The 23,059-nt window shown below is 50.7% G+C and carries 19 protein-coding genes; 3 read left to right on the plus strand and 16 right to left on the minus strand.

What is annotated here, in order from left to right:
* Window positions 1–94 precede the first annotated feature (94 nt).
* The 8 genes from IV433_RS07195 to IV433_RS07230 form a co-directional block, all read right to left on the minus strand.
* Complete coding sequence (locus IV433_RS07195) at window positions 95–1,165, minus strand: CfaE/CblD family pilus tip adhesin (RefSeq protein WP_195813838.1); 1,071 nt, start codon at window positions 1,163–1,165, stop codon at window positions 95–97.
* Window positions 1,166–1,255: 90 nt separating this feature from the next.
* The gene (locus IV433_RS07200) at window positions 1,256–3,988 is read right to left on the minus strand and encodes a TcfC E-set like domain-containing protein (protein WP_326838647.1); all 2,733 of its coding nucleotides are present in this window, start codon (window positions 3,986–3,988) and stop codon (window positions 1,256–1,258) included.
* A gap of 75 nt (window positions 3,989–4,063) precedes the next feature.
* The gene (locus tag IV433_RS07205; protein WP_195813837.1) at window positions 4,064–4,555 is read right to left on the minus strand and encodes a CS1 type fimbrial major subunit; all 492 of its coding nucleotides are present in this window, start codon (window positions 4,553–4,555) and stop codon (window positions 4,064–4,066) included.
* Window positions 4,556–4,604: 49 nt separating this feature from the next.
* Window positions 4,605–5,339 (minus strand): fimbrial protein, encoded by a 735-nt coding sequence (locus tag IV433_RS07210; protein ID WP_195813836.1) that lies wholly within the window; start codon window positions 5,337–5,339, stop codon window positions 4,605–4,607.
* Between the two features lie 226 nt (window positions 5,340–5,565).
* Window positions 5,566–5,904 carry a hypothetical protein gene (locus IV433_RS07215; RefSeq protein WP_195813835.1) on the minus strand — a complete coding sequence of 113 codons (339 nt, stop codon included), beginning with the start codon at window positions 5,902–5,904 and terminating at the stop codon, window positions 5,566–5,568.
* A 1,898-nt stretch (window positions 5,905–7,802) separates the two neighbouring features.
* Window positions 7,803–8,495 (minus strand): ribulose-phosphate 3-epimerase, encoded by a 693-nt coding sequence (rpe, locus tag IV433_RS07220; RefSeq protein ID WP_195813834.1) that lies wholly within the window; start codon window positions 8,493–8,495, stop codon window positions 7,803–7,805.
* On the minus strand, window positions 8,492–8,938 hold the full coding sequence (gene rpiB, locus IV433_RS07225) for a ribose 5-phosphate isomerase B (RefSeq protein WP_195813833.1): 447 nt from the start codon (window positions 8,936–8,938) through the stop codon (window positions 8,492–8,494). Before rpiB ends, rpe begins: the two co-directional genes overlap by 4 nt.
* A gap of 65 nt (window positions 8,939–9,003) precedes the next feature.
* Complete coding sequence (locus IV433_RS07230; RefSeq protein ID WP_195813832.1) at window positions 9,004–10,617, minus strand: PTS transporter subunit EIIC; 1,614 nt, start codon at window positions 10,615–10,617, stop codon at window positions 9,004–9,006.
* A 375-nt stretch (window positions 10,618–10,992) separates the two neighbouring features.
* Here IV433_RS07230 and IV433_RS07235 point away from each other — a divergent pair, with 375 nt between their 5' ends.
* A complete protein-coding gene (locus IV433_RS07235; RefSeq protein WP_195813831.1) occupies window positions 10,993–11,880 on the plus strand; it encodes an SIS domain-containing protein in 888 nt (295 codons plus the stop codon).
* Window positions 11,881–12,064: 184 nt separating this feature from the next.
* On the opposite strand, the gene dsdC is transcribed toward IV433_RS07235, so the two are convergent.
* Entirely contained in the window at window positions 12,065–12,991 is a 927-nt protein-coding gene (gene dsdC, locus IV433_RS07240; protein WP_195813830.1) for a DNA-binding transcriptional regulator DsdC, read from the minus strand.
* A 212-nt stretch (window positions 12,992–13,203) separates the two neighbouring features.
* On the opposite strand from dsdC, the gene dsdX reads away from it, so the two are divergent.
* Together dsdX and dsdA are read left to right on the plus strand one after the other, a co-directional pair.
* A complete protein-coding gene (gene dsdX / locus IV433_RS07245) occupies window positions 13,204–14,541 on the plus strand; it encodes a D-serine transporter DsdX (protein WP_195813829.1) in 1,338 nt (445 codons plus the stop codon).
* A 17-nt stretch (window positions 14,542–14,558) separates the two neighbouring features.
* On the plus strand, window positions 14,559–15,848 hold the full coding sequence (gene dsdA, locus IV433_RS07250) for a D-serine ammonia-lyase (RefSeq protein WP_195813982.1): 1,290 nt from the start codon (window positions 14,559–14,561) through the stop codon (window positions 15,846–15,848).
* 412 nt (window positions 15,849–16,260) lie between these two features.
* Here dsdA and IV433_RS07255 read toward each other — a convergent pair whose 3' ends face one another.
* The 7 genes from IV433_RS07255 to IV433_RS07285 form a co-directional block, all read right to left on the minus strand.
* A complete protein-coding gene (locus IV433_RS07255; protein WP_195813828.1) occupies window positions 16,261–16,866 on the minus strand; it encodes a DUF2913 family protein in 606 nt (201 codons plus the stop codon).
* A gap of 141 nt (window positions 16,867–17,007) precedes the next feature.
* A complete protein-coding gene (locus tag IV433_RS07260) occupies window positions 17,008–17,967 on the minus strand; it encodes a glycosyltransferase (protein ID WP_195813827.1) in 960 nt (319 codons plus the stop codon).
* Entirely contained in the window at window positions 17,968–18,300 is a 333-nt protein-coding gene (locus IV433_RS07265; protein ID WP_195813993.1) for a hypothetical protein, read from the minus strand. It lies immediately after the preceding gene.
* A 108-nt stretch (window positions 18,301–18,408) separates the two neighbouring features.
* A complete protein-coding gene (locus tag IV433_RS07270; protein ID WP_195813826.1) occupies window positions 18,409–19,479 on the minus strand; it encodes a YagK/YfjJ domain-containing protein in 1,071 nt (356 codons plus the stop codon).
* Between the two features lie 440 nt (window positions 19,480–19,919).
* Entirely contained in the window at window positions 19,920–20,153 is a 234-nt protein-coding gene (locus IV433_RS07275; RefSeq protein ID WP_229893273.1) for a helix-turn-helix transcriptional regulator, read from the minus strand.
* 110 nt (window positions 20,154–20,263) lie between these two features.
* Window positions 20,264–21,283 carry a DUF6387 family protein gene (locus IV433_RS07280; protein ID WP_195813825.1) on the minus strand — a complete coding sequence of 340 codons (1,020 nt, stop codon included), beginning with the start codon at window positions 21,281–21,283 and terminating at the stop codon, window positions 20,264–20,266.
* Between the two features lie 186 nt (window positions 21,284–21,469).
* Window positions 21,470–22,915 carry a YfjI family protein gene (locus IV433_RS07285; RefSeq protein WP_195813824.1) on the minus strand — a complete coding sequence of 482 codons (1,446 nt, stop codon included), beginning with the start codon at window positions 22,913–22,915 and terminating at the stop codon, window positions 21,470–21,472.
* Between the last annotated feature and the right edge of the window lie 144 nt (window positions 22,916–23,059).

Genomic DNA, 23,059 nt, shown 5'->3' on the forward strand with positions numbered 1-23,059 from the left:
TGGCAGTACTGAATAATCACGATGTGTGACATAACGGTGTGACAAAGGGGCCACCTGAAACGCCCACATTGCCACACGTGGTTTCAGGTGCACGTCAAGAGGTGCTGGGCGTGTAAGTGACGGTCAGGGTACCGAAATAATTACCGCGATACTTGGATGACAGCACAAATTCGGGCGTCGTGAAAGTCAGCGGAGCCGGGATGCAGACGTACACATCGGCGTAACCGGGCAGTAAGACATTGCGCGTGGCGACACCCGAGCCACGGGTGTCCAGGGTTATCGGTATACCGTTCGCCACCACCTGCGGCGAGCCCGTTACGGGGTTCACAAAGCTTACCTGGTAGTCAAGCCGCCCGGAAGGAACCGTCACATTGTATTGAAAAAGGGAAAACAGACCAGAATTCCTTCCTGTTGTGTCACCATTACCAACAGAATCCTCAAAGAGCAGCGTCATGGAAGAACTCGTGGAGTCGTTGCCGTCGTAAAGGCACATGTCCAGCGTGTTACTCCCGCTGGCTCTGGTGTTGTTATCTGAGCCGGGCAGGTTCGACAGATTTAAGTTTACGCTCGGCGTGCTATCCGGAAACGCCGGGAAGTAGATTTGGGCCGAGGGCCCCTTAACAGTCAGGGTAATGTTTGCCGTCCAGGTTTGACCCCGGTCGGTTTCTGCATTGGATGTCCCTGCTTTATTCTTTAGTGAGAGCCAGAGGGTGGCGGTCCACGTGCCGGTCGTGGTCAGTTTGGCTAACTCGCTGTTCGGGATCCAGTATGTAAACGCTGCATAAACAGCCTCAGTACCTTTAAATCCATTCCAGGGCTCATAGGAATAATCCGTATCGCTGCCCGCATAGCAGGAGCTCGAATACTTGCATCGGTTTGCCCTGACTGTTAGCTTCTGGGTTCTGCCCCTTGCGGCATTGGTGAACGTCAGCGTAATGGCACTTGCTGTTACGTTGGTGCCCCGGAAAATACTGCTCGTATTACACGCCCCATAGGTGGCGTCCGAGTAGCTCTGGCACACCAGCGAGTCATTGGCGTGGCTGGTGTCCGTGCTGCTGTCCCTGCTCACGAGGCCCTGCCAGATGGAGACGTAGGACGGCAGCGAGCCCATATCGAGCGTCTCGGAGACGGCAGTCGTTCTGGAAACGGCGCCCGCGCTACTCATGCTTCCTGCGACAAGTATGTATAAAATTAGAGTTATCACGGATTTCAAGGTGAGTCTCCCGGCGCTTTCCGCCTGCAAAAAATAGTTAGATTAATGTTCAAGTGAGTGCTGCTGGCCGTTCACCGCCACGGGTTTAGCATCGCGCCGTACGCCCGCAGACATCAGTTCGACCTGCCGTTGTTCGGCAGGCGGCAGGCGTGCCATGTCGGTGTCCTGGCACGACGTTGCCCCCAGGTAGCGGATCACGTCCCGCACCGCGCGCACCTTAATCCTGCACTGCCAAAAATGGTCATCCCTCATCAGGTAGAGCGTGCTGATTTTCCGGTCAGTTTCCATCGTGAATCCGCCGTTCCCGACCGGCGTCCATGCCGCCACGTTAAGCGGTATGCCGCCCTCAAGTGGCCGGCGTTGTTCGTCCAGCAGCCGGCCCAGCCATAGGTAGCGCGTACTGACCTCCACCGTTTTACTCAGCACTTTCCCGGGCGGCATAAAGATACTGCCCCGCCCGGTACCCTTGCGTATTTCACTGCTGACCCCGCCCGGCGTGGCCAGCGCCTCGTTGACGCTGTAGGTCGTTTTCTCATAGCCCGGCATTAGGAATATGCCCCGCCCGCCGCCGCCGATGTCCCTTCTTCCACCGCTGCCGACCGCCACAGTCACCCGAGCACGGCTGTCATCCTCATTAGCGTCTACCTTCACCGCCAGCGCGGAGGACGCTCCGCCGGCGGCCCAGCCCCCCAGCGCGACCCCGTCACTGTCGGCAATCAGAGATGAGCTGTAGGAGCCGCTGCTGCCGGTGGTATGCACGTTCTGTTGCGTATTCCACGCGTCGCTCACGGCCAGCGAGCCGCTGCCGTACTGACTGTCCCCGCGCACTTGCGCCAAGGCATTGACGGTGTCGGTATTGATACCGTTCAGCGAAGCGCTCACCGAGTCACCCGGAAGGTTTTCGCTGTAGCGCGTGTAGCTCGCGTTATACCCAAGCTGGCTTTCGCCGGACCGGCTTTGCTGCCAGCTGGCGCCGGCCGATGCCGCGCTGCGTCCGCCGCTATCATTTCGGCTAACGCCCGACAGGGAAAAGCTGAGGTAAAAGCCTTTATCCATGCCGTTATAACCGCTGGACCGGCTGGCGAAGGCGCTCAGGCCGACGCCGACGTTAAGGTTGCTGAGCACAAAGGTGCGATTTAGCCCGGTCTGCCAGGTCTGACTGCGCGAGCGGGACTGGTATACCTGGTCCCAAGGCGCCCCGGCGCTGACCTCTTCGCTGTCTGCCGACAGGTCCCGACGGTAAACGTAACGCCCCTCATTACTGCTCAGCGAGTAACCCAGCGTGCCGTTCCAGCCGGCCAGGGGGACGGAAAACATCGCGTTGGTATTGGTGTAGCACCCGGTAAATCCGTAAGCGCGCGCTTGCTGCATGTTGCAGTCCTCCGAGGTCAGGCTGGTCCGGTAAACGCTCAGGGAGAACCCGTCGTTGTAGGAAACTTGCTGCGTGCTGCCGCGGGAGCCGTCACTGCCCTGAAGCCAGCTCACGCGCGTGGTGAGCTGGCCGTCCAGCGGACCGGAGTTGAATCCGTGAGACCAGTCGAGTGCCGACTCCACATACCGTGCAGAACTGAAGAGTGCCACGCCCGTCGTCAGGGCGGCGGACTCGGTCAGGGGAAGCCTGCCTCCGGCATGCACCACGTAATGCTCTGCCGCCACGCTGTTTGTGGTTAGGGCATTCTGCTCATCGGGAACGCCCGCCTGCAAAAACCACTGAAAGTCATTGCCCCAGCCCTGCCCCTGGCGGCTGTAAAGCTGAGTTTCAGTCCTGACCAGCTGGTTATTCTCATAAATATTCAGGGTGAGCGTGTAGCTCCCCGCCGGGAAGCTGCGGGTATCCAGCGCCTGTGCACCCGCCTTAAGGTAGAAGGAGGTAAGAAGCTGGTTATTCCGGTAGGCGTCAACGCGAGCGTCACGGGTAAGGAGTACGTTAACGGGCGTACCTGCGGATACGGTCTCGCGGTTAACCCAGGCAAGCGTCGAACCGGCCCGCACGCCGCGGATACGACCCAGGGGCAGCTGCGTCAGGGCAATGTTCCCCCCCGCATTGGTATAGATATCCTGTGAGTTCATCAGCCCGGCCTGCAGGTAAATGCGTTTCAGGAAATCCTGACGGAAATAGGCGTTGGGGGCTTCAATTTGCTGAGCCGTTCCCTCGCCTGAGCGCTGAGCAAGCCAGTTCCAGTCAACCCCGAGGTAGCTGCTGTCGCCCACGCCCAGCGCGCCATTCCCCTGCACCGACAGGGACTGATAGCGGCCGCTGGTTGCAAAATTAACGTTCTGCTGATGCACCAGCGCGTTCTTTATCTCAGGGCTTGCCTGATAATATCTGGCGTCTTCGCGGGTGAGAGGAGCGTACTGCTCGCCCAGAAAGAGGTGGATAACCGCGTTATTTTCATCGTATATCAGCCCCAGGCTGTCGGTTTTCAGGTAGTCACACCCGACCCTGTGGCCGTTGGTGCTGCAGGATAGGTCGCCGTTTCGCCTAAGCGCCTGTCGGATTTTACTTTCCAGCATGACGTTCAGCGCCGGGGCGTCGCCGTATAGCTTTTTGACCGCGGCCGAGAGCACGTCTGGCTGTAAAAAAGTCACGTTTTCCAGGTCAACATGCACGCGTACAGTCCCAAGGGGCTGACCGTACAGGTCAACATCAGCAACAATGTCCTGGCCACGTGCAAGCTCCTCAAACCCGTCCGGCACGCGGACGCTGGCATAAGCTGGAGGCAGAAGCGAGCACAACATGATGATGATGCGGGCTGTAGGGCTGGACTTTCGCACGTGAGTTCTCTTGTATTATTTTGGTCGACGGTGCTGAAGCCGGCAGAGGAATTTCTCTGCCGGGAAGTCATAAGATTAGTTGGAGGTAGCCTGAGCGAGCACCAGGCCGACGGTACCGGTGTAGGTACCCGCCGTCTTCAAAGCCCCTGCGGTGGTCTGGGAAATTTCCAAAGGTACGGCAAGCGACCCGGTGGTGTTACCGTTCGGAAAGTAGGTGGCGTAGGTGAGGGCCGTAGCGGTGGTGGTGAGGGTCTTACCATCTAACTTCACCGTAAGCGGCACCTGAGTTGTCCCGGAGGCAAGATTGACCGCGCTCGCCAGGCTGATGTTAAGATTTGCCGTGGTTGAGTTGGTCCACAGTTTCACCTGCTGAGAAATAGGCTGCAGCCCCGTCACCACGTTATACTCCATGGTCAGCGCGTCCGGCAGCGCTGAGCCGTCGGCAAGGGTCATGTCAACCGTCGGGTCAACCACCGCCGTGACGGTAATGTTGCGCTGTACGGCCTGGGTAGCGAAGGCGCTCAGAAGAAGAGCGGAGAGCAGTGTGGTTTTAAAAATGTGCTTCATGATGTTTCCTTTTCTCGCTTACATTATTCCATTCGACATAAATGGAATTTCAGTTTTTCAGTTTTTCCAACGCTATTTCCTGCAGATGATCATTTATCCCGTCCAGATATTTTGCCCGGTATGTTTCACCGGCGTGAAACGTGACTCCTGCAGCCGCTTTTTTCATACCCGGATAGACCGTCATGATATTTTTCTGCCAGCGGCAGTACCCTGTCGCCGAGCATATGCCTATTTCTCGCAGGGGAAGCCGCACGGTGCCGGTATTAATCATCTGACCGGAATTTTCCTGATACTGCAGCGCTACTCTTGTGGTCTGCGGAACCACGTGTATAAGTGCGCCCCAGATAATATTCACCCCGACATTCCCCGTGCTCTTTTTAATGGCATCGTCACCGGGGGTTTCGTTAAAAATTCGCTCATCAACCGCCTCAAAATAAGCGCGCCAGGTCGTTTCTTTTTCAGGGGGGAGCATGGATATGACTCTCACCACCCGCTCACTGCCGGACGCAAGGGCGATTTTCGTCGGCACCACGGCGACGCCCGCCGCGTCGCTGATGTCAGCATCAATCTCTTTTTCTTCTGGTGTACCGGGATTGATGATTTGTTTTAACGTCACCCTGACAAACTGGACTTCATCGCTTTTCGAAATGAGCTTAAGTTGAGCGGCCCCTTTTTGACCTAGAGTCAGCTCCATGGGATAGACATACATGCCGGCATTGGCCATCGACATGCTGCACACAAACAGCGTCCCAACCACCACACGAATTAACAGGTTAAACATCATATTTCATTCTCTTAATTAATAATAAACGCCGTGATGAAAGGAAATAAAACGCTCTGCCCTGCCCCTTTAAAAATAAAATAAGTCGTCAAAAAACCTGTTCTGATATGCTTTTCCCGGCAATGACGAATTACTACAGAAGAGAGGCTATCTATGAGCACCCTATTTTTACACGAGCGCATCCGCTGAGTTATTAAAAAAAATCAACCCAGTAAAACCCTCAGGTATATCACTCATCCTTCTCATGGGATGAATGCATGGATATCGCATATTTTTTTGATAAATAACAGCGAAGGGCATGATTAATGTCATGCAGCAGCGCCAGCATCCCAGAAAAATAAGCACTCCCGTCATCATGCTCCAGCAGGCACTCTATTAATTTCCTCTGAATATATTTCAGCTCTGGCTCCCCAGGGGGGTCATCACAAATGTAATTAAGAAAATTAATGATTTGCCCACACTCAATGAATCCATAGAGTGAGATTTTTTCCTTCAGGACGCTCCTTGTCAAAAAGGACTGATGGCGGCAGTTGCGGGAAGATTCATTTCTTCTGTGTTTGGCCATCATCACCCCTCCGCATTTGAAATCACCTCAACCTTATTTCAGGTCAAAACCCATACTGACATTCAGTATTTGATTCATTATGAGAAATTTCCCATGTCCTATTTTCGAAGCATTATGCACAGATATCCATTGATCGTCAAACCCGATCATAAAATTTATTTTGATAGCTAACAACTATCAAAAAGCCCGCCATCGATCGATCGCCACAGAAACGCAACAAACCAACCAACAAATTAACATACTGATTAAAAACAAAATTCCCCTCCTAAGTTAATAAAAAGTGAATATACTGCGCAAAAAATACGAACCATGTGATTCACCTAACCCAATAGAGTCCATTTTTTGAGAATTTCCTTTGATATTATTTGTAAACCCTGAAGCTTATAAATTTTGCGATATCATATTCTGATATATTCCTCACTTGCAGACAGTAAAGCTTAATTAATGATTAATAAGTCTTACAAACAGCTTAATGATATTCACCTTGCTTATTACCTAAAGTGTGAGACATTGCCAATAAATCGATTTTTGGCTTTCATCGCGATCAGATAACCCCACCGCTGCCCGTCGGTGATATCGCGCAGAAAAATAGATGTTTAAAATCAACCGGTGAAAACCTATTAAAAGGCGCTCATCGATTGAGCCTTACTGACATTTAGATGGGGTGAACTGGCGCTGTGGCGCAAGTAAGAAGCACTCAAGCGTTTTCGCGTGGGAAATCGTTTCTCTGAGCTATCTTGACTCTCAATACACAGATGCTGATACGCTTCTTTCGCCGCACATTGCTTTCCGTGCAGGGGGGATGAATTTTTTATGAAGCTCCTGTTCTGTTGTAAGGCTTATCTCTCACCCCCATCGAAACAGTAAAGTGGCTTCCGCCGATGGCGTTTATGCACAAAACATGCCATGCGAGCGGCTAAATAAGAAAGTGAAGACGCTTATTCCACCGCGAACCTGAGCGTGTTATTGGCAGTTTTCATTGGGAAAGGAAATCGGAAGGTGGTGAGGCTGAGAAAGAGCAAAACTGACAGAAAGTGGAACACGGTTTTAACCCATATTCACTGGTCAAAACGGCGAGGTACCGGATTAGAAAACCGGTAGGCTGGCACATCATGCGGCTTGAATACGATGCGCAGAACTGTGAGATTGTGGCCTGAAATCGAAGATATCTTTCATCAGGCGTCCGCGTTCAGTCACTCGCCGGACCTGCGATACTCCTTCCCGTGCCGCCGTATCGTAGATACCACTACGATCAAGTGATCCACTTGTATTTTCGGGTATTTTTGAACCCGGCTGTCAGCGTACGTTGGTCAAGTCCATGAAGAAAAGCCAAGGCGCGGCGATGCGAATTATGTCTGAACCGTTTAAAGCGGGGCTCATTTGGACGGAGGGCTCGATTTGTTTCACGTAACGTTGATGCCTGGGCTATACCCATTTTCCCGGATTCGGCACTGACAGCGAAAGCCCGCTTTCTGGCAAGCGCGAGGAAAGCATGCTAATTTACTCTGGCATCCTGCTCAGGACTACGATACCCGCTGGGTCTTCAGGCAATTAATGTAGCGTTATCAGCGAAAGTAAAGCCGTCCCCTTTGCGGTCAAATACAGGCATGACAACCCATGAAACATGTTTTAGATGTTTGACACGGTGAGGCAATCCGATGACTTTCAGCAAAGCCTGCATCACAATGACATATGACATCACGCCGTATTACGACCAAACGCGATCTCATCAATACGGGGGGTTGACGCCGAATGAACCCGAACGATTATTCCTCAAAAACCCTACCCCGGTGGTCCGTTTTCAACGACCACGACGGTCCGCCCCATTCAACAACCCCGTATTGCGTTAAAGGCTAAACGAGAGCCGGAAACATGATAACCTCCCTGCCTCCGGCCTTAAGTCAGACGGGTATCTTTTGCCTCTCCTCCTGGGCCAGGGCGGCTTGCTCTTGGAGAATATCGATGGCTTCCTTATAGGACATATCTTTGCAGAACAGGCCTGCCGTACCGAGAACAAACATATCCACATCCGCCCCCAGCATTTTTACCACCTGCGGCGAAATGGCCCCATCGATGGCTATTTTGGCGTGACTCTGCTGCTGTCTCAGCAGCGCTCTTAACCGTTGCACTTTCCCGACAGAAGATGCAATGAAGGGCTGGCCAGCAAACCCCGGGTTAACAGACATCACCATGACGATATCCACGACGTCTAGCACTTCTTCCAGCATACTAAGGGATGTTCCCGGATTAATCGCCACCCCCGCTTTGATGCCCCGGCTGCGTATACTGCTTAGCGTGCGGTGAAGATGAACGGGGGCTTCGGCATGGACATAAATAACGCTGCACCCCAAATTGGCAAAACGTTCTATGTAAGGATCGGGGTTGGTCACCATCAAGTGAACATCGTAAGGAATCCTCGCCAGCTTAGATACCGCTTTGATGTCCTCCGGGCCGAGGGCAAAGTTGGGAACAAAATGTCCGTCCATCACGTCAATATGGAACATGGCCGCCCCGGCATTCTCTAACTGAGCGATCTCTTCACTCAGCCGGGCGAAGTCCACGCACATTAATGACGGGCAAAATTCCACGTTCATGGCTGTTCCTCCTCAATCGCTGCGATCATTTCCACTCTTTTCTGGTGACGGTCCCCTTCAAATTTGGCATCCAGCCACGCGTCGACAATCATTTTGGCCAGCGCTGAGCCAATGACGCGGGAACCGAAAGAAAGCACATTCGTATTATTATGCTCGCGGGATAACTTAGCCGAGTAGGGTTCACTGCATACCACTGCCCGGATACCTTTCACTTTATTGGCAGCAATGGCGATACCCACACCTGAACCGCAAAAAACAATACCCAGATCCGCTTCTCCTGAGACAACGGCCTCAGCGACCGCTTTGCCATAGATGGGATAATCAGTACGGGTGTCTTCATGTGCGCCTTTATCAATGACGGTAATACCGCGTGCAACAAGATGCTCTGTAATGACCGGTTTGAGAATAATCCCGACGTGATCGCAGCCAATAGCAATTTTCATGTTCTCTCTCATATTGTCAGATTAAATTAAGATGTTTGTTAACGGGAGCCGCCGCTCCCTTTGAGTTAATGCGTACCCTGTAAGCTATCTTCCAGGTTGGATTTGATCAGGGTGACGTGTGGCCCGTAGATGACCTGCACGCCTTTGCCTTTCTGGATCACGCCCTTTGCGCCGGAGCTTTTCAGCATGTCTCCATCCACTTTATTTTCATCAAACACGGTGACCCGCAGGCGAGTGGCACAACAATCAAGGTCCGAAATATTGGTCATTCCCCCCAGCCCCGCCAGGATCAACGCTGCGATTTCGTCGTCTCCGGCTACGTGATTGTCGACAACGGATGGCTTATTGCGGGCTTCGAGATCTTTTCGGGTATAAAGCTTTGTCTCCTGGTTATCGTCCTCTTCGCGCCCCGGCGTCTTAAAATCAAACCGGGTGATCAGATAGCGGAAGCTGAAGTAGTAAATCGGGAACAGGGGCAGACCAATCAGGACAGCGTTAATCCAATGGCTTTTAGCATTGCCCTGCATGACGCCAAAGAGGACAAAGTCAATCAGGCTGCCTGAAAACGTCTGGCCCACCCCCACGTTGAAAATGTGGCAAAACATGAAAGACAAGCCGGCCAAGATACAGTGCAGTACATACAGCAGGGGGGCGGCGAACAGGAAGGAAAACTCAATCGGTTCGGTTATTCCGGTGAGCACCGCGGTCAGTGCGGCGGACAGCAGCAGGCCCAGAACCAGTTTGCGTTTTTCTGGCCGTGCGGTGTGATAGATAGCCAGCGCCGCGCCGGGGATCCCAAACAGATAGAACGGGAATTTACCGGCCATGAAGCGGGTCGCTTCAACGGAAAACTCATGGGTATTTGGACTGGCTAACTCTGCAAAGAAAATGTTTTGCGCGCCTGATACGGTCACGCCATCAATAATGGCGGTGCCCCCCAGCCCCGTCTGCCAGAATGGCATATAAAAGACGTGATGCAGGCCAAAGGGAATGAGGGCCCGCTCAATCACACCATAGATAAATGTTCCGGCGTAGCCCGCACTGTTGACCAGCGCGCCCAGGTGCAAAATGCCATTCTGAATAGCAGGCCAGATAAAGAACATCAAAATGCCGACCCCCAGGTACGTAATCGCCGAGACGATAGGGATAAACCGCGTCCCGCCGAAAAAGGAGAACGTGGCAGGCAGTTCAATCCGGTAAAAACGATTGTGCAATGCCGCGACGCCAAGCCCTGCAATCACGCCGCCAAATACGCCCATCTGAAGGGAGTTGATACCCAGAGTCATCCCCAGCGAACCGTCGGGCAATGCCCCTTCGGCCAACAGCCCGCGGATCTCGAGCATGGCATTGATGGTCGCGTGCATCACGAAAAAACCGATGGCGCCGGAAATGGCGGCCACTTCTTTTTCTTTCTTAGCCATTCCCATCGCGACACCAATGGCAAAGAGCACCGGCAGGTTGGAGAAAATAATACTTCCGGCACTTTTCATTACGGTGAGTAAAGCGTGAAGAATTGTGCCATCCCCCAGAAAAGACTGGAGTCCGTATGAGTCAATGGTCGTCTGATTGGTAAAGGAAGCGCCAATGCCCAACAGCAAACCGGCCACTGGCAATAAAGCGATGGGGAGCATAAAAGAGCGCCCTATACGCTGAAGAATTCCAAAAATTGTTGTTTTCATAATGTTTTATTAACCATGTTAGGGACAAGGTTCGAATCAGGTGCGGGCCATAAAGGGTGTCTTTATTTTTCATCACCCGAGCAGTAACTTCACAAAATCCATTATCACTGTGAAGACATGGGCTGACAAGCACGGCATGATGACGAACATCACAAAAATAAATGAATCTGTATTATTAAGCATTAACTCAGGACAAAAGAAATACTTTAACTAATTGTTTTTATTGTCTTTTTGTTTATGCTGGAAAATTTATAATTCACATTAAAATATAAATTAGTAAAATTAAAGACTCTGACGCACAAGATTAGCATTCAGCCGGTCGGCGCCTTGTGATAGAATTTTCCGACTCATTGTCATGGCCGTTAGGGTGTAAAAATGACCGGTAAACAAGGTAATGTCAGGGACACGGACAGTCCGCTCGCGATCGGAGCACGGATAAAAATGTCGCTTTCCCAGCTCAACCCCACTGAACGAAGAATTACGGAATGGCTGATAACAAAAGGCAATATCCGCCAGCAAACAGGATTACGCGAGGTAGCCTGCATCCTTGACGTCTCAGAGCCTTTGCTCGTTAAGGTCGCCAAAAAGATTGGGTTTTCGGGCTTTCGTGAGCTGCGAAGCGCACTTCTCAGCTATTTTGCAGCCCTGCCCTATGAAAGGGAGGAGGAAATCACAGAGCTCGACAGCCTCGATACGGTGCTCGATAAAGTCTTCTCAAGCAGTATCCAGTTGCTGAAAGAGGCCCGGTCGGTGTCTGACCCGACTATTTTAGGGCAGTCGGCCCGCCTGATATTTCAGGCGCGCAGGGTAGTTATCTTTGGCGTGGGGGGGTCGGCGTCGGTCGGTATGGATTTTGAGCACAAGCTCCTGCGCATTGGCATCATCTGTCATGCGTACAGTGATTTTCATTTGATGCTCATGGCTGCAAGCCAGCTTGATGAGAAGGATGTCGTGATCGCGATTTCTCAGACGGGCGATACCCGGGAAATAGTAGATGCGGTGAATACCTCCCGCGCCAACAAAGCGAAGATCATCTGTATCACCAACGATAATGGTTCACCGCTTTCACAGTGCTCAGATCTCTCTATTTTCAGCCCAGCCATGAGCGGACCGCTGTTAGGACAAAACGCGGTCGCCAGGATCGTGCAACTTAACCTGCTGGACAGCTTGTTTATTGCCGTAATGCTAGAGGATTATCAGGGGAACAGGGTAAAGCTTCTGAAAGGTATTAACATCGTCAGTCCATTACATGGCATGAAATAGGCAGGATGTCGGGGTTTTGCGCGCAGACCACCGAACGGCCTGTTTCAGTGGTCTTTTAAAACGCCATGGGCCCCGTCTCAATGGGTCACTTTTTGATTTAGCCCCCCTGCCCCATCACGCCTCTGTAAGCAGGTCCCATCGCCTTCCTCTTTCCTGCCGGCGCAAAGAATGGGGATGAGGGGCATCATTGTGCATGGCCTCTGAGCCACTGAATAAACGCATCGATTTTAGGCCAGTGGCGGCCGGACAGCGTTGATACGTAATAATTCTGTGGGCATTCCAGCGCCTTTTCCCCAAACGGGGTAATAAGCTCTCCCCGCTCAAGCCGCTTTTGCACCAACCGCTTACGCCCCATGGCCACCCCGACGTGGTTTATCGCCGCGGTGACGGCCAAATCTGAGCGATCGAAGCCGATGCCCGCTGAGGGCGGCAAGCTCACCGCAAAATGCTGCGCCCAGCTAAACCATTCGTCGGTACCGGAATCATTACTCCATGCCTGCCGGTCGTGTAATAGGGTGCAGTGCCGCAGGTTATCGGGATTTTGTATTAATTCATGCTGGCGGGCATACGCCGGCGAACACACGGGCAGGATGGCTTCGTGCATTAAAAAGCAGGACGCCTGCTGCATGACCTTCATGTCGTCAAAATAGAGAGCCAGATCGATACCGGTCCGCTGCATGTCCGGGTAATCATTGCCCGTCAGAATGGTCAGGGAGATAGACGGAAACTGGCGGGTAAAATCGCCCAGTCTGGGGACCAGCCAGCACTGGGCTATCGACGGACGCGAGTACACTGTCAGCGTGCCGGACAGTGACTGATTCTGTATGTCCAGTACCTCCTGGTTCAGGGCGTCCAATGACGACTTGAGCGTCCAGTAAACCCGCTTCCCCTCTCCGGTCAGTTCCACCTTACGGTGTGAGCGCGCGAACAGCGTAATGCCCAGCTCTTCTTCAAGAAGGTTGATGCGGTGGCTCACCGCGCTCGGGCTGAGCGAGAGCTCCGACGCCGCCAGGGCAAAGGACTCATGCCGCGCGGCCGCCTCGAAGGTGTGCATTTTTGACAACTGCCAGCTGTTAAGCCGGCGATTCCTGACCTCATTGACGTCATCCATTTCAGTTCCTTTCGCGATGTTTTTATGCCCAGACCAACCAGCATTGGTGAATTATCATGAGCCATTTACTTAACAATGGCATTTTAATTGACCTGTATCACTCTCTTGATGCAATACAGCTCACCTCAAGCACGATTTTATCCGTTTGTCAGGCGGTTCATTTCTTTGTCCAATAGCAGCACATTGCATAAGGATTAGGAATGAGGTGACATATGGGATCTCAGGTCTGGGTTGTAGCGACGCTCTTGAGCAGCATCGTATTGATTGTATTAACCATCGTTAAACTGAAGTTTCATCCTTTTCTCGCCTTGCTGCTGGCCAGTTTTTTCGTCGGCACCATGATGGGGATGAGCCCGCTGGATATGGTCAATGCGATTGAAAGCGGCATCGGCAGCACGCTGGGTTTTCTCGCCGCGGTGATCGGTCTGGGCACTATTCTGGGCAAAATGATGGAGGTGTCCGGGGCGGCGGAGCGCATTGGCCTGACGCTACAGCGGTGCCGCTGGCTGTCCGCCGATGTGATCATGGTTCTGGTGGGGCTTATTTGTGGTATCACGCTGTTTGTTGAAGTGGGCGTCGTGCTGCTTATCCCGCTGGCCTTTTCCGTTGCCAAAAGTACGCAAACCTCATTGCTGAAACTGGCGATCCCTTTATGTACCGCCCTGATGGCCGTTCACTGCGTGGTTCCGCCACATCCGGCGGCGCTGTTTGTCACCAACAAACTGGGGGCTGACGTCGGGACGGTGATCGTTTACGGGCTGCTGGTCGGACTGACGGCCTCGCTGATGGGAGGGCCGCTTTTTTTGAAATTACTCGGCAACCGTCTGCCGCTTAAACCCGTGCCGGCAGAATTCTCGGCATTAAAGGTGCGTGAAGAACACACGCTGCCGTCCCTGGGGGCCACCCTCTTTACCCTCCTGCTGCCCATCGGCCTGATGCTGTCCAGGACGCTTGCTGAGCTGAATATGCAAAATGACGGCGCACTCTTTACGCTTCTGGAGTTTGTCGGCAACCCAATTACCGCCATGTTTATCGCCGTCTTCGTGGCCTATTACCTGCTGGGGCTGCGCCGCCAAATCGGCATGGCCGCGCTTTTGAAACACACTGAAAATGGCTTTGGTTCTATCGCCAACATTTTGCTGATTATCGGGGCGGGCGGCGCGTTCAACGCCATTCTTAAGACCAGCGGACTGGCCGATACCCTGGCCCTTCTCCTTTCTCATATGCACATGCACCCGATTTTGCTGGCCTGGCTGGTCGCGCTCATCCTGCATGCGGCGGTAGGCTCTGCCACGGTGGCGATGATGGGGGCCACGGCGATTGTGTCACCGATGCTGCCGCTTTATCCCGACGTTAGCCCGGAGATTATCGCCATCGCCATCGGGTCCGGAGCCATTGGCTGCACCATCGTGACGGACTCCCTCTTTTGGCTGGTGAAGCAGTACTGCGGCGCGACCCTGAATGAGACCTTCAAATACTATACGACGGCGACGTTTATCGCCTCAGTGCTGGCCCTGGGCGGCACGTTCCTGCTTTCTTTCATTATCTGAGCGTAAAGAGACAAATGATGACAAACGAAAAAATTAGCGCATTAACGGCGAAGTATCCCTTGGTTGCAGACCTGATGGCTTTAAAAGAAACCACCTGGCTCAATCCGCGTAACACTTCGCTGGCCGAAGGACTGCCGTATGTCGGGCTGACGCAGGCGGACGTGGACGACGCGCACGCGCGCCTGGCCCGTTTTGCGCCGTATCTGGCACGAGCTTTTCCGGAAACGGCGGAAAACAACGGCATTATTGAGTCTGAGGTCGTGGAAATTCCCGCCATGCAGAAACGGCTGGAGAAAGAGTTCGGCGCAGCTATAAACGGCAACCTGCTGCTGAAAAAGGACAGCCACCTGCCGATTTCCGGATCCATCAAGGCGCGCGGCGGTATCTATGAGGTGCTTACCCACGCCGAAAAGCTGGCGATAAACGCCGGCCTGCTGTCACACACTGACAATTACAGCGTATTGCTCGAACCCCGCTTTCGGGATTTTTTCAGCCAGTACAGCATTGCCGTCGGGTCGACCGGCAATCTCGGGATGTCCATCGGGATAATGAGCGCCCGCGTAGGCTTCAAGGTTACGGTGCATATGTCCGCAGACGCCCGGGAATGGAAAAAGGCCAAGCTGCGCCGCCACGGCGTAAAAGTCGTCGAGTACGAGCAGGATTACGGCGTGGCGGTGGAGCAGGGTCGCAAGGCGGCCGAAGGCGACCCCAACTGCTTCTTTATTGATGATGAGAATTCCCGGACGTTGTTTTTAGGCTATGCGGTCGCGGGTGAACGCCTGAAGGCCCAGTTTGCCGAACAGGGTCGCGTGGTAGATGAACAACATCCGCTGTTTGTGTATTTGCCCTGCGGCGTCGGCGGAGGGCCTGGCGGCGTAGCGTTCGGGCTGAAGCTGGCGTTTGGCGATAACGTACACTGCTTCTTCGCCGAACCCACGCATTCCCCCTGCATGCTGCTGGGGGTCTACACCGGACTGCACGACAGTATCGCGGTGCAGGACCTGGGCATTGACAACCTGACGGCGGCGGATGGTCTGGCGGTTGGCCGGGCGTCCGGCTTCGTTGGCCGCGCCATGGAGCGCCTGCTCGACGGATTTTACACGCTAAGCGACCAGAGCATGTACAACCTGCTAGGCTGGCTGGCAGAGGAGGAAGGGATACGTCTTGAGCCTTCCGCGCTGGCGGGCATGGCGGGGCCAGTGCGCGTACCCACCCCGTCGCTAACCCCAACGCACCTGGTGTGGGCGACGGGCGGCGGCATGGTGCCGCCTGATGAGATGGAGAAATATCTGGCAAAGGGGCGCTAACTTCAGCCCTGCGCTCTTTTTTTTAAAGGACTAGCCTATTCGCAGAGGCGTTCTGAAAGAGAGGTCTGTTCAGTCAATGGCCTGTATTTCATTATGAATAACTGCCCACAAATCGCGCCCCTGAGGCAAAAGTCCCCGGGCAGTCACGCCGGGGGCTTTTTGACTGAATGATGTGCGCTTGCCTGTTTCATTAAAAAGCAGGGTGGACCGCTTCTAACGTGACGGTCATCAGGGGTAAACCGACACAAGGTAAGCAATGGACTCAGACGTCTATGCCTGTGCCTCCCCTAAGTCCCGGACCAATGCTGCCAAGATATATGTCTTCAGTTCATACTGCACACATTCCCGTGTAACTAACGACGAGCGGTTAACCCGCCGCTCGTTTGCTGTCTGGTTGGTAACGCCTGTTCTCCTACTCAGGTAGTAACGTGATCCTGTTGGATCCCAGAATGGCAACTTGTAAAACATGGGTCTGAAAAGCATCTATACATGCTGACATATCCCCGAGCACCCTAAACTCAACCGGCTCAACAAGTTTGCCATCATCTGAAAATCCGCAGGTCAATGCCGACTTTTTTACCAGCAGTGCAACACTGTTACCGTAATCTTCGCTCAGAGATTTTTCGTCCCAGTCGTCATCATTGATCACCGCATTGATCCAGCCCTGTGATTTAAGCTGTTCAATAGCGTAAGTCAGCCGGTATAAATCCGACTGAGCAGGCACCGGCCCTGTGCAGGATGTCCACAGATACTCCAGACGGTTGAATAAGCTGGCGGCAATGCCTTTCTTGCGTCCCAATGCCAGTAAACCCGCAATATCGGGTGCAACGGTGCGCGGAAAGCGTTTTTGCTTTTGCGCCACGGCGAGCCAGCGCAGCAAAAACGTATGGGCAGCCAGCGGAGATCCCGCCTGACCGTCCTGCTGAGCGGTACGCAATGCAACAAGTCCGCACCAGGCAAAATGCGCCAGGTCAGCGACGGTGTGTTCGGGTGATACAGAAGGAGGGGCTTTTTTCATAGGTTAGTGAGTATACCGTGGAACATTCGACAGGCAAATGCGGGTCTCTGCACCACTGCGGCACAATGTTCGCGGTAACGCCTCCCGTACTCTCCCTGATACGATATTTACATCGGGATAACTTTCTGCTAACAGACCGGTTTACGAAAGCTTAACCCAAAGCTTCACCAGAAAAAAAACATCGCTGATACTGCTTATCCCACGGGCCAGACTGACCTTCGATATACGGCGGCTGAAATCCGCTTTCAATGCGGGCCTGTTATGCACATGATTCCGGTACAGTCCCAAAAAATGACGGGCTTCCCTCAGTGCATGGCGGTACAGAAATAAACTAACCGCCTTATTTGACTTCAATTCCGCCAGACGAATGATTTCTGCAACCACGTCGATATAACTCTGTGCCCTGACGTCATAGTAGTCATGCCGGTGGGTGATCGAAGCGGCATTGATCCGGTAGGTATAGTCTTTGAGATCCGACAGATAAAACCGACCGTTCGCCACCGCGAGATCCAACGTCCAGAGAATATCTTTGTGGCTTTTCCCGGTCTGGAAATGCAGCGCGTTGCCTTTGGCGTAGGATGACCTGACAATCTGCAACCACAGGTAGTGGGGCCATTCGCGTTGCGTCACGCAGTGGCGTATCCATTCATGCCCGGATAAGGAGTGTCCATAGGGTTGCTTCGTGTGTACGGCAGCTCTGGAAGTTCCGGCACCGGTGCGCCAGGCATTGAAGATCACCACGTCGGCCTGGGTTTTTATCGCGGTCTGCCAGCGTGCAAAGATGAATCCCTCTTCAGCATCATCATCTGCATCCAGAAATATCACCCACTCACCACGGTGGATCGCCAACGCGGCATTGCGTGCTGCATAGACACCCTGATTTTCCTGCTCAATGAGAATAATTCGGCCGTCGCGCATACCCTGAATAATACTGCCGGTACCATCGGTAGAACCGTCATTAACGATGATAAGTTCGATAGCGATACGGGTTTCGCTGAGGATATTGGTGATAAGACTACTGAGGGTATCTGCGGCGTTAAAAACAGGGATAATGACGCTGACCTCGATCACGGCCTGCTGATTTTGCTGAATGAACGCCATTTAATCTTTGTGCCTTTTGACCGGGATTTCTCTTCTTTCTCGGATTTCCAATTGAATATCGTATAAGCATTCCTCACAGATCTCTTTATCCAGCGCGAATAACCGTTCGATGAAGTTTCTTTTTTTATTACAGCGGGCACATCTTTTCATTTTCATCTCTTCACGGCTGCATCGTTCAAGCATGGTGGCCTGGTGTTGGCGTACTAATCTGAAGCAATAAAGGTTAACTGAGGGACGATTTGTTTCTGGCATCCCTGCAGTGATGGCGTAGCAAGCCCCACAGCTGTAATACGCCGCGATGCAAAGCCATTTTTCGTCATCAATGGAAGCCAAGGATAACCAGAGAGATTGCTGAAAAGATAATCGTTTTTATAGATCGATAATTCGATTTCGATCGTTATCGCCAATCAATGTACTGGTATGCGAGCAGGCAGCGGGTTTCTAATCTGGTTTGGAAATACCGGCTGACTTGCTCCCCGTTGTTTCAACAGCCAACCGTGGCCGCCCACGCTTTTTCCCCTGTCGTACAACGTATTCACTGCGCCCAAACGTACGAGCTCCTTTGGGTAACGTCAGTCGTACAGCCGTATCTACTTTAGCCAAGTATGTTATTGCTTTCTTTAATGCGTTACGTTTTGTATGGTCTGTATAATGGATATCACCGATCCCTGACTGGTCGTAGCTATTGGCAATCGCATTACAATTAAAGTACAGCCCTTTACCCTCGGTAATCTCATTTATCCAGAACTCACCAATTCGACGAGCTAATATAACATCAGCTCGAGCTTTGCTTGCGTCAAATAAGAAGCAGGTATGGTAATGGAAACCTTTGTATTGCCCGTACTCAAGTTTCCAGATGTACCCCAGGCAGTGTTCAAATAAGGAATGTAACTGAACACGTTTAAATAAACGTTTTCGATGTAACCGCGTCATGTCGGCGCAGACGACATTATTCTTCACAATGGCTTTCTGATATGAGAGATCTACACGGATAACCAGCAACCGGGAGTGATGCTCAAATAAGTGATCAACGTAAGCTAATGCACCTGACAGGTTCTTACCGGCGGCCCTCTGGAAATAACGTAGCTTCCGCTTATGTGAGGCGGATCTCACTTCTGTTCTGAATAATTTCAACCAGCTGTTTATTAAATCAGCTTCGTGAGGTGATGTATTCCATAATGCCAGCATCTCTGGCAGGTTATGTGTTTTGAACGTCGTACTAAATAACTGTATCGTTGGGTGTAATTGCTGATGCTCACCGATACCATTTTCCAGTACAGTTAATCCACCCACAGCTTCCTCAAGGAGATCGCCAGTTTTTGTTTTCTTATAGCTTTCTGTCTTGGTAATCCCGAATGCTCCAGCTTCGGATTTGACAATTTTATTTAAAATTGAGAGTAACCTGCACTGTTGTTGTACAGTATCAAGGTCATCGTTGACCATGAGTGTAGTATCACGGTCAGCTAAATGCATACTGGTTGATTCAACATCAAAATAGCTGTCAGTAAACATAATAATGTTTTTCCTGTTTCAACGTCATTAGACATAATGATAATGTTTGACGAAGGTAACCATTCCTGGTTACCTCCATGCCAATATTAAAGGTGTTATTATCTCGTCCTCTATAAGGTGGGTTTCATAAAGAGAATTAGATGAGTGCTCTTGATGGTTAAATTATTGGTTGGTTATTGAGTTAATAATAGTTTCAATGGCTAATTAACATAATCAATGCTATGCATGATTACTATCAAATAACAACATGATTAATATTATTAATAATATAAGAACCATTATTGCTCTACTTTTAGCATCACACCCATGAACCTATGTTGTAAATATAATGCCAGTAGGACACTTGTTTCAATACACACATACTTATCGATTATATCGAGAAAGTTAGTGTTCCTTTTTTTAGGCGATATCTGTGCCTGGATAGGCAAGCTTTCTCCTTATCAGGATGCCTTCACTTCCTGAGGCAACCTATCCAGCCACTCCTGAAATTCACTGAGGCGCCAACGACTGGAGCGCCCAATTTTCAATGGTTTTGGGAATAAGTTGTTATTCATTAGCTTATAGATATATGCCTTTGAAAATCCTGTTTTTTCACAGATAAATTTCAAATCAACCAGCTTGAACCGCTGCTCATCTTTCTGATATTCGTTTTGCTGCTTTTTATCTATCATCATTTTGCCCTTGTTGTGTTTTCAGAGCACTACAATAAGCAACAGCATCAATGAAGTAATGATAAAAATTTTTTTGTAAAAAAGAACGTTGACATAAGTATATTAGTATGAACTCAAGGTGCTTTATCCTGTAATTCATCTAGGCTGATATCATAATGCCCTGTCTTATCGTCAAGTGCGTCCAGTAACGGTAAAAGCGTTCCCTGGCCCAGCACCTTTTCAAGCGTCCTAAGAACGCCTTTATTGAATTTACTCCAGTCAAATCCGGTAATGCTATCTGAACATTCTACGGGGAGTCCTTCAAGCAGGTTAAAAATTTGCCTTAATGGCAATCGCTTTTTTTCTTTGACCTGCCAGATAATCAGATCCATTAACGGAAGAATTTTATGCAATTTAATATCTAATATCTTCCTTCTGGTGAGTTTCTTGTGTGGACGCAGTTCTGCAAGTATCTTTTCGAACGCAGTAATGAGTTGAGCTTCACTGAAGGAAAGATCAACAGACAGATAAAGTTGTTCTATTCCATGATTTTTTGACTGAATGGTGGTTAATGTTGTTTCATTAGTGATGTCTTCTTTTTTCAAAAATCCAGTATAGCAAGGGTGTGACGTATTTGCATAAATAGGCACAGTGATAATTTCAGTTGATGAGGTGGCATGATAGCAATCATGGATATCGCTGATATTCAATTCTCGTACCGGTATGTTGGAACGGACCTGATCGAGTGTAATAAATTTCAACTCGCCACTGTCAGATATTTCAACTTCCTCTTCCATTTTATTAGCTAGAGATATAATTCGCGGGTCATCATGATCATAAACAAAGTAATTATTTATAGTGGGATGACCGGTTATTATATCAGAATAAATTTTATCAAATATCGATGCAGATACAATGCCGTAGCTACCTTCTGTATACGCAACATTCGCTGAATCAACCCTCGCTATCAACTCACAAATAAGTTCTTTGAAAGGGATTCTGTTTGTAAACTGATAATTTTTTATGTCAAACCAATCTACATCCTCCTGTGAGGCATTGTATTTCTCACACTTTGCACGAGACAGAACCTGATGGTAATAGCTCTTTTCCTCCGTGTCCCTAGCAACATTTGTATCCTTTATTTCGTCCTTCATATGTTCTCCTTATTGAACAGAAGTAGCATTATTTCGAGTGGAATTATATTGCAAAAATAAAAATAAAGGGGTGTTAATCACCTCATCATTCTCATTTAAAGCGGCTAAATTTGCTAAGTTAAGCAGATTTAGCAGCTTTATGGGCTCTATGTTAATCTAGATTGGTTAAATTTGCCGTTTACTGCTTTACCACCTGAAATCATAAGGAGCGATAAGCATCGTTCTGCCGTTATGTGCAATCGCTACCCGGTAGTTACTCTGCAGGTGCTCTAGTGCCGGCTGCAACCGACCCGGCCTGCGAAGCTGATTTGGCACCCTGGGGCTCATCCAGCTTCTCGTTATGGGCTGACCGTTATTATCCATAAAACGCTCATGCAGCCATCGCCATAACAGATCTGCATCCTGAACATATTGCGGTTGCTCGGGTTGAGTGCCAAACAAACAAAGTGCTTCCTTGAGATACCACTCACTGACCTTCTGCGCATCCAGTAAGGTTTTTTCCGCGATGCAGCCTTCATCACCATTAAAGTAGTGGAACAAGGCAGCAAGACGCGCCACTTTATTTCCTTCTTTAGAGGCAAAATCGCGCAGGGAATAATAGCGGCCATTCTCAGCCATTTCCCGCTCAAGATAGTCACCTATATCCCCCCATCGAAGCTGTGCTTCTGGCGTGAAAGTCAGTTTTTGACGGTCAGAAAGGGCCTTTGTTTCTGTTTTATGGGCATAATCCTCTATCAGTTGTTGCAGACGCCGATGGTACGGGGCCAGCAATTGTTGATACCCTTCCAGAGTAGAGCCGGTACGTGTACCAATAGTGCTATCAGGGCTAGCGAAAAAGAACCTTGCCAGAAAACCACTTCCCCGTGCCTGCTGCTGTGCGCGCTTGAAATACTTACGTAACGGGGCATCCTGCACCATCAGACTCGCGCTCAGTCTGGCACCGTGGACACTAAAACTCTCAGAACAACGGCGGGAGACAGTAAACGGTGCGCCATCCCACAGGTCGTTAAGCAGCCCCAGATTCTGTATTGCCTGTCCTCCCAGAATGATATCCCCCTCTGCGGAGTGTAAGCCTATTGAGCCTCCCCCTTTATACAACTGATATTGCAACGCAGCAGGAGTGATATCGCTGGCTAATAATTGTATCCGGAAAGGTTCCTGCGGAATGGTTTCCCGGTGCGCCCTGATGCTTTCTTTAATCTCCTCTGTTGGCTGGTTTTTTTTGACCTGTTTATTCAGTTTACTTTTCAGTGCCTTAAGTTCCTCCTCCCATATCTCCCGTTCAGTCTCATACTGCTGAATCGCATTGCCATACCGAATCCCGGCTTCACGCTCGAACTCATGTATTGGGGCCATAAAAAGCTTATCCACCGTAGACTTACGTTCTCCAGATTCCGCTACAGTGCAAAAATTGCTTGAAACAGGAAATGTCAGTCCTTCAGCCGGACTGACATCCGTTAATCCCTGGCAAAGCAGAGAAACCGGTGCCATTGCGGAAGCAAAAATCAACGGCAGGGGGGCTTTTGTTTTGCTGGCAGCGCCAATAATCGCTTCACGGATCAGGTTTGGTACAGACTTTAAGGGAAACTGCGGCCCTTCATTTAAGGTAGCTAATGGATAAATACTGTTCACAATATCTCCTCTGTGTTTTTAGGTAATGAATAGTGCCTCCTGAATCTATTGAAAGCATTCACTGTATTTATTACAAGCAATTATCGCTGACGATTTTCAGTCGATTACGCCTATTGATTTCTGTAGACAAAGAGAGATGTCCAT

Origin of the sequence: Rahnella laticis (assembly GCF_015644585.1) — a bacterium.
Lineage (GTDB): Bacteria > Pseudomonadota > Gammaproteobacteria > Enterobacterales > Enterobacteriaceae > Rahnella > Rahnella laticis.